Genomic DNA, 8,543 nt, shown 5'->3' with positions numbered 1-8,543 from the left:
TACTAAATCCAATTAATATGCTTATAAAACTTATAGATATAATTATATTTTTAGTTTTCTTATTCATTTTAATCCCTCCTAAAATCTAAAGTATAAAAACGGATTAAATGAACCGTCTATTAAATAAGCAGTAATTAATAATAATAAAGCTATATTAAAAATAACCTCTAAATAAGATATTATTTTCACACCAATCTCATTTTTCTTAATTTTATCAACTATTATTTTTAATAATGGGGTTGAACCTATTGATGATATTACCAATAATAAAAAATAACTTTTTAAGTAATAAACTGAAATATCATTACTTATAGGTATATCTCCTCTACCAAACATATTTGATAAATAAATAAAAATATCTTTCACATTATCACTATTAAAAATAACAAAACTAATTATTATGAAAAAAATAAGGTATATACTACATATAAAACATGGTAATTTCTCTAATACTCTATTCAAAAATAACTTCTCTGCTATAAGAAAAATTGCAAAATACAATCCCCATAATATAAAGTTCCAGCTGGCTCCATGCCAAAATCCAGTTAAAAACCATACTATAAAAATATTTAGTATCCATCTACTTTTCTTAACACGATTTCCACCAAGTGGTATGTATACATAATCTCTAAAAAAACTACCTAAAGATATATGCCATCTCCTCCAAAACTCACTTATACTTTTTGATATGTATGGATAATTAAAATTTTCAGGAAAGTTAAATCCAAAAATCTTGCCAAGTCCAATTGCCATATAGCTATATCCCAAAAAATCAAAGTAAATTTGTAAAGAAAAAGCAATAGCACTTATCCAATAAAATAATATACTTTTTTCATTTGTACTATTAAATATTTCTACTAAAATACCTAAATTGTTTGCTATTAATACTTTTTTAGATAAGCCTACTATAAACCTAGTAGTTCCATAAGAAAATTTTTCAAATGAATGATCTCTGTTATTAAGTTCATTTTGTATACTTGTATAGCGAACTATAGGCCCTGCTATTAGTTGTGGAAATAGACATACATATGTTGCAAAGTCAGTAAATTTCTTACATAAATTTGCTTGTCCCTTATATATATCAATAGTGTAACTTACAATCTGAAACGTATAAAAACTTATACCTATAGGAAGTACTAATTTTAAAAATTTAATATTTAAATTAAAAACATTATTTAAATTATCAATAAAAAAATTAGAATATTTAAATAATCCTAAAAGTCCTACACTAATTACTATAGATGATATGAGAAAATATTTTGAGTATTTACTACCTTTGTATTTCTCAATAAGTAAACCATGTATATATCCACTAAAAGCAGAAAGAATCATTAATAAACAATATACTGGTTCTCCTACAAAATAAAACAATAAACTACATAACAATAAAACGAAATTTTTATATTTATCTTTTATTAAAAAATATAAAATAATTGTTGCAGGTAAAAAATAATATAAAAAACTTATACTTGAAAATATCAATATTTATCCTCCTAAAAAACAGTCTGAAAAACATATTCCAGACTGCTTTAATATATATACTTATTTATTTTTCATCTTATAAAAATCATTTATACATAAAATATTTTTATTTACTTAAATTCATAAATGCATTTTTTATTGGAGTAGCCTCTTCTTCATTAGCCATCATAAATAATACTACATTATCAATATTTTCAACTACAACTTCTTCGGCCTCAACACATACCCATTTTCTTGGATTTGCATTTTTTGATAAAATTTCTTTTGTAGCTTCAATATCTGCACCGTCTTCCAATCTAAGTAACACTAATTGATATGGAATAACATTCATCAATGGAGCTGATAAAATTCCTTCTTTGAATTTTACCTCTTCAGTTCCTAATATATATCCAGCATTACTTTCATCAAGTTTAGTTGTTTCGTAATTCATTATTGCATCTTTTTGTTCTTTATCAAAATCTGCACTTTCATATATTTTTTCTAGTATATAATTAAGATCTTCAGATAAAATCGAATCTACTTTTGAACTTTTTACTCCACATCCTACCATAGATAGTAACATTAACATAGCCATAAATAAAATAGTTATTTTTTTCATTCTTTTATCTCCTTATTTTTAGTCTTTAATATAATTTATCATGGCATGTGCTAATATAACAAGTTACAAAAAGATACAATTTATATGTAGTAGGATCTAAATAATTATTTTATTTAGCATCTTATCATACCATTGTACCTTCTGCTCGGTACACAACGGTTCATTAATATTCAATCTCACACTGGAGACCCTTACCCTTAGCTCCGATTCCCACTATCAAGCCCACAACAGACTTTCACCGGCAAATTATTGCCCATAGTGGGCACACATAATAAAAATCTTCAATAGATCTAATTTTAAAGTACTTTTTCTTATGTAATTCATTTCTTTATCTATATAATTTTATGAAAATATATCTTCTATTGCATTACGTTTTTTCATATCTCATCCTCAAGAAAAATGATTTATAGATATTTTATACAACAAATAATTTTACTATTATATACCATCTCCATAGTCTATATATTTGTCATTAAATATATATCTAAAACTACCTAATCTTTCTAAATTTTTCATTGGTGCATTAAGCTTAGGATTTAAGTCACTAGATACTCTATAATGTTTTTTAGCCATATTAAATTCGCCTATTTTCTCATAGTAAATTCCTAATAAGTTATGAATCTCACCTGATGATAAGTCCTCTATCATAGCATATTTTATACTATTATAAGCTTTTTCATAATTATTTTCTTTTAGATAATAAATAGCCTCTTTAATATAATCATTTATATTATTTTCCTTAACACACATTGAAAGCATATTTTTAAACTCCTAACTTTAAATTTTATATTATTATTATATCAATTCTAAAATTAAGTTCTTATTAAGATATAATAATATATATAAAGATTTTGTTAAGATTTTAATAATAAATTCTTTATATATAAAAAAACAGTAATAATATCATATTATTACTGTTTCTAAAACTATTGATTAATTATAATTTCTTACCTTTAAATCCTCCACCCTTAACTTCATCAATATTATTAATAGAAATAAATGCGTGCTTATCTTCTTTATAAATAATTTCTTTTATCTTTGCAATTTGGTTAGATGATACGACACAGTAAATCATTTTTTTCTTATTATGTGAATAAGCTCCTTCTGCATCTAAAAATGTAACACCCTTTCCTGTTGCCATCATTATGTTAGATGCTATTTCATTATATTTTTCTGATATTAATAAAATTAGTTTTTGCTGATTAAAACAGTCTTTGGCTATATCGATAGATACGGATGTTAAGTACATAGATATTAATGTATACATGGCCTTTAGACTCCCAAATAAAATTCCGCCTGCACATATTATAAAAAAGTTAATAAATAAAGATGCATTTTTTATAGAGATATCATATTTTAATTTAAGTGTAGCCATGACTATATCTAGTCCTCCTACAGAAGAATTAGCCTTAAATATTAAACCTGTTCCAGCACCTATAAGTACTCCTCCAAATATACTTTGTACCATAGTGTCATTAATAGTTATATATTTATATAAATTTTCTGTAACACCTAATGAAAATGAAAATATAAACATGTTTATAATACTACTGTAAAAGAATTCTTTGTCTACATACTTTTTACATATTAAAAATATTGGAATATTCATAATTATAATTGCAATACCTTGGTTAATACCAAATAGTTTATTAAATATAACTACAATACCTGCTAAACCTGTACTTAGCAAATCAGCTGGTGCTAAAAATCCATTAATACCTATGGCGGAAAATATAATTCCTATAATAATTAATATTTGTTTTCCTACTTTACTATCTAGAAAATTAGACATACCATTTCCCCCTTTACTAATTATTTTCTTATATAATTTATTCACTCCCAACTACTATTTTAACTAAGTTTTTATTATAATAGGTAAGAAATATGTAAAATTATATTTTTATCTTACAAGAAAAAATATCTCACTTTAGTGAGATATTTCAAATATATAGTTTTCTATTTTTAATGTGATTATTTTTAATTCTCTTTATAAGATCAGCAGTAACCTCCATAAATCATAGTGCTTTGCATTCACCCTTTTGAATATATATTTTATAGTCCTCTCGCCTTTCTTACACATGCCTTCATACACTCAATTATTGCACTTCTAAATCCTTTTTCCTCTAATACACGAACAGCTTCTATTGTTGTTCCTCCTGGAGAACAAACCATATCTTTTAATTCTCCTGGATGTTTCTTAGTATCCAATACCATTTTTGCACTTCCCATAACAGCTTGTGCAGCAAATTTATAAGCCTTGTCCCTTGGCATACCGTCTGCTACAGCACCATCTGCTAAAGCTTCTATAAACATATATACATAAGCTGGTGAACTTCCACTAACAGATACAACCACATCCATTAAGTTTTCTGGAACTACTTCCACTTGTCCAAAACCTCCAAGTATTTTACAAACATAATCCAATTCTTCTCTACTCACTAATTCATTATGACAAACTCCTGTTATTCCTTCACAAACTAATGCTGGAGTATTAGGCATAGTCCTTATTATTTTAACTGACTTTTCAAATAAAGAACTTAATCTTTCTAATGTTTGACCAGGTGCTATTGTTACTATTATTTGATTTTTTTTAACTGAATCTTTTATTTCATTTATGACAGTTGCATAATATTGAGGCTTAACAGACAATACTACAACTTCCGCTTCTTCAACTACTTTGATATTACTTTTTGTAGTTTCAATATTTAAGCTTTCTTTTACAGCTTCTAAACTTGGAGCATATGCATCTGACGCTATGATCTCATTACAAGGAATGATTTCATTTCTTATTATTCCTCCCATCATAGCTTTTGCCATGTTGCCTGCCCCTATAAAACCAAGTTTTTTACTCATGTTTGATATCTCCTTTTTTGTATAATTAATCAAAGTTATTAGCTTAATATAAAATTATTAAGCTAATAACTTTTAAAAATAAGCTAGTTTTTAGTTAAAAGATTGCTCAGTACGTTCAATTATTTCATCTTGTAGTGCTTTGCTTAAATTTCTAAAATGATCACTATATCCTGCAACCCTCACTATTAAATCTTTATATTCCTCTGGATTGTTTTGAGCATCAATTAATGTTTGTTTGTCAATTACATTAAATTGTATATGATGACCATCCATATCAAAATAAGCTCTTACTAAGTTAGCCATTTGATCCAAACCATTTTCTCCCACAACAACACCTGGAGTGAATTTTTGATTTAATAAAGTTCCTCCTGTTTTTAAGTGATCCATTTTTGAAGCTGATTTTATAACAGCTGTTGGTCCATTTGTATCTCCACCTTTAGATGGTGATATACCTTCTGACACTGGCTTATGAGCTAAACGTCCATCTGGACTTGCCATCATTACTTCTCCAAAGTATACATGACAAGTTGTAGGAAGCATATTTATTCTATAATGACCGCCTCTCATATTCGGTCTTCCTGTTATAGTTTTTTGATAGAAATTAAATAAATCTTTCATTATCTCATCTGAATAATCATCATCATTTCCATACTTAGGTGTTTTGTTAGATATAAGATTTTTAATTATTTCATGACCTTCAAAATTATTTTCTAACGCCTTAGTCAATTCTTCCATTGTAAATTTATTATTATCATAAACATTATATTTAATCGAAGCTAGAGAGTCTGTTATTGTTCCTATACCAACACCTTGTATATAAGATGTATTATATCTAGCTCCTCCTGCGTTATAGTCTTTTCCAGTTGATATACAATCATTTGTAATAATTGATAAGAATGGTGCTGGCATATATCTTGCATATATTTCTTCTATAACATTACTTCCTTTTATTTTTATGTCAACAAAGTATTCTATTTGCGTTTTATAAGCTGCTAATAATTCTTCATATGATTTGAAATCTTTAGCATACCCAAGTTGTAGACCTAGTTGTTTTTTACTTACGTTGTCATAACCATTATATAAAGTTAATTCTAATATTTTAGGAAGATTAAAGTATCCTGTTAATATATAAGCTTCGTTACCAAATGCTCCAGTTTCAACACATCCACTAGTGCCTCCCATTCTTGCATCTTCTATAGTTTTACCTGCATTAAGTAATTCTTGAACTATAGCTTCTGTATTATAGAATGCTGGCTGTCCCCATCCTTTTCTTGATATTTCGCAAGCACGTTTTAGGAATTTCCTTGGAGTTTTTCTACTAATTTGAACATTTGAACTTGGTTGTAATAATTTCATCTCATCCATACAGTCAAGAATTAAGTAACTTACATCATTTACTCCATCTCTTCCATCTTCAGCTATACCACCTGTATTTATATTAGCAAAATCTGTATAAGTACCACTTTCTTTTAATGTTATACCAACCTTTGGTGGAGCTGGTTGATTGTTAAATTTAACCCATAAACATTCTAGTAATTCTAATGCTTTTTCATCATCTAAATCCCCACTTTCCGTATCCTTTTCATAGAATGGATATAAATGTTGATCTAATCTACCTGGGCTATAGGCATCCCATGGATTTAATTCAGTAGTAACACCTAAATGAACAAACCAATACATTTGAATTGCTTGCCAATAAGTTTGAGGTTTATGAGCTGGAACAACATCACAGTTAGCAGCTATTTGTAATAACTCTTCCTTTCTAACTGAATCTTTTTCTAATTCAGCTAATTCTCTTGCATATTTAGCATATCTTTCACCAAGTATCATTATTGCATCACAGCATATTTCCATAGCATTTAATTGGGCTATTTTATCTATTGCTTCTCTATCATTTAGATAATCTATTTTTGATTTTGCATCTTGGATATCTTTTTTATAATCTAAAAATCCCTTTTCATATATTTTTCTAGAACCTACTGTATGTCCTGGTCCACGTTGTTCCATAAATTCTGTAAATATTCCACTTTCATAACAAGCTTTCCACTCATCTGTCATAGCGTTTAATATTTTATTTCTTATAGAACGCTTCTCCCAAAAAGGAATTATTTTTTCTTTTTGTAATTTAAAATCTTCTTCATTAACTTTGAAAAAAATTAATTCTCTATCATTCATAACCTTCATATCTTCTAGTGTATGACAACATAATTCTGGAAAAGATGGAGATGATTGTGGAGAGTCCCCTTTTTCTCCTACTATTAATTCACCATCATTAATACAAAGTTTTTTATTTTCCATAAAATGTTTGAACGCTAATGCTCTCATCTCAGGTACAGATACAGTTCCTTCATATTTCATATAAGCATCTGTCATTAAGTCTGCTCTTTCCATATAAATATGTGGTGTTGCTTCTACGCTTTGTTTTCTTAGCTTTTTAATTCTTTCATTCATTCCTCTTTCCATTTTTCTATCCCCCTATTTTTGTATTACTAAATCCTTTTTGTATGAACATATTTTTTAATTTTTCCATTCTTTCTTTACTTGGAACAGTAAACTCTTTACCTTTATATTTCATATTAAGTCTTTCATATTTGCTAGCTGCAATATCATGATAAGGAAGTAAATTTATTTGACTAACAGATATATTCTCTTTTAAATAATTAATGATATCTTCTATTTCTTTATCACTATCATTTACTCCACCAATTACAGGGATTCTAATATAAATATTAGCACCTTGACTACTTATATATTCTAAATTTTTTAATATAAGTTCATTACCTTTCCCCATATATTTTTTATGTTTTTCATTATCCATTAATTTTATATCATATAAAAATGTATCTACATAAGGTAGGACTTTTTCATAATTTTTTTGAAATGCTTGACCACAAGTATCAATTGCAATATTATAACCTTTTCTTTTAAGCTTCTTTAATAAACTTACAATAAACTCCATATCCTGAGCCATAACTTCCCCACCTGATAACGTTATCCCACCATAAGAAGATTCATAGAACATGCTATCTTTTTCAACTTCTTTAATAATATCCATAACTGAGCACTGTTTACCAACAATTTCTCTAGCATTATTTACACAATAATCTAAGCATTTACCACAAAGTTTACAATTTACTCTATCATTTATGACCATATTATTTTCAATATCAACATGATTATGTTCACAAACTTTAGCACAATTGAAGCATCCTGCGCATTTCTCTTTGTTATACATAAGTTCAGGTTTAAAGTTTTGACTTTCTGGATTATGACACCACCAACAATTTAACAAGCATCCTTTAAAAAATACTGTAGTCCTAATTCCATCACCGTCATGTATAGAGTATTTTTGAATACTAACTACATTTGGTATTTTCATGAAACCCCTCCATTTTCACAATTATGAATATTTTATCTATTACTTTCATAGTAGTATATTGTTACACTTTTGTCATTCATTTTTTTAAAGTTTTTTTGGATTATTTTCATTTTTTCAGATATATGAAATCACATTCATAGTATTAAATTGACAATAATTAGAAAATACTTTAATATTCAATTAAATACTAAAAATATTAGTAGAGGGGTTAAGCTTTATGAACTATAATAC

General features: G+C 27.0%; 7 protein-coding genes. All 7 read right to left on the bottom strand.

Features of this window, described 5'->3' with window-relative positions; genetic code table 11:
- Positions 1 to 78: 78 nt before the first annotated feature.
- Positions 79 to 1,482 (bottom strand): MBOAT family O-acyltransferase, encoded by a 1,404-nt coding sequence (locus tag J7G74_RS15365; protein WP_297136935.1) that lies wholly within the window; start codon positions 1,480 to 1,482, stop codon positions 79 to 81.
- 106 nt (positions 1,483 to 1,588) lie between these two features.
- Entirely contained in the window at positions 1,589 to 2,080 is a 492-nt protein-coding gene (locus J7G74_RS15360; RefSeq protein ID WP_297136933.1) for a hypothetical protein, read from the bottom strand.
- A 438-nt stretch (positions 2,081 to 2,518) separates the two neighbouring features.
- Positions 2,519 to 2,839, bottom strand: a complete 321-nt coding sequence (locus J7G74_RS15355; protein ID WP_297136932.1) for a hypothetical protein — start codon at positions 2,837 to 2,839, stop codon at positions 2,519 to 2,521.
- A 178-nt stretch (positions 2,840 to 3,017) separates the two neighbouring features.
- The gene (locus J7G74_RS15350; protein ID WP_297136930.1) at positions 3,018 to 3,872 is read right to left on the bottom strand and encodes a YitT family protein; all 855 of its coding nucleotides are present in this window, start codon (positions 3,870 to 3,872) and stop codon (positions 3,018 to 3,020) included.
- Between the two features lie 260 nt (positions 3,873 to 4,132).
- Positions 4,133 to 4,933: a pyrroline-5-carboxylate reductase gene (gene proC, locus J7G74_RS15345; protein ID WP_297136928.1), complete on the bottom strand. Its 801-nt coding sequence runs from the start codon at positions 4,931 to 4,933 to the stop codon at positions 4,133 to 4,135.
- A gap of 90 nt (positions 4,934 to 5,023) precedes the next feature.
- Positions 5,024 to 7,396: a trans-4-hydroxy-L-proline dehydratase gene (gene hypD / locus J7G74_RS15340; protein ID WP_297136927.1), complete on the bottom strand. Its 2,373-nt coding sequence runs from the start codon at positions 7,394 to 7,396 to the stop codon at positions 5,024 to 5,026.
- 4 nt (positions 7,397 to 7,400) lie between these two features.
- A complete protein-coding gene (locus J7G74_RS15335) occupies positions 7,401 to 8,312 on the bottom strand; it encodes a trans-4-hydroxy-L-proline dehydratase activase (RefSeq protein ID WP_297136925.1) in 912 nt (303 codons plus the stop codon).
- Positions 8,313 to 8,543: the final 231 nt, after the last annotated feature.

It is taken from the genome of Terrisporobacter sp., assembly GCF_017888745.1.
Lineage (GTDB): Bacteria > Bacillota > Clostridia > Peptostreptococcales > Peptostreptococcaceae > Terrisporobacter.
Note: the sequence above shows the minus strand (reverse complement) of the source record. Positions and strands in the feature narration are given on the sequence as shown.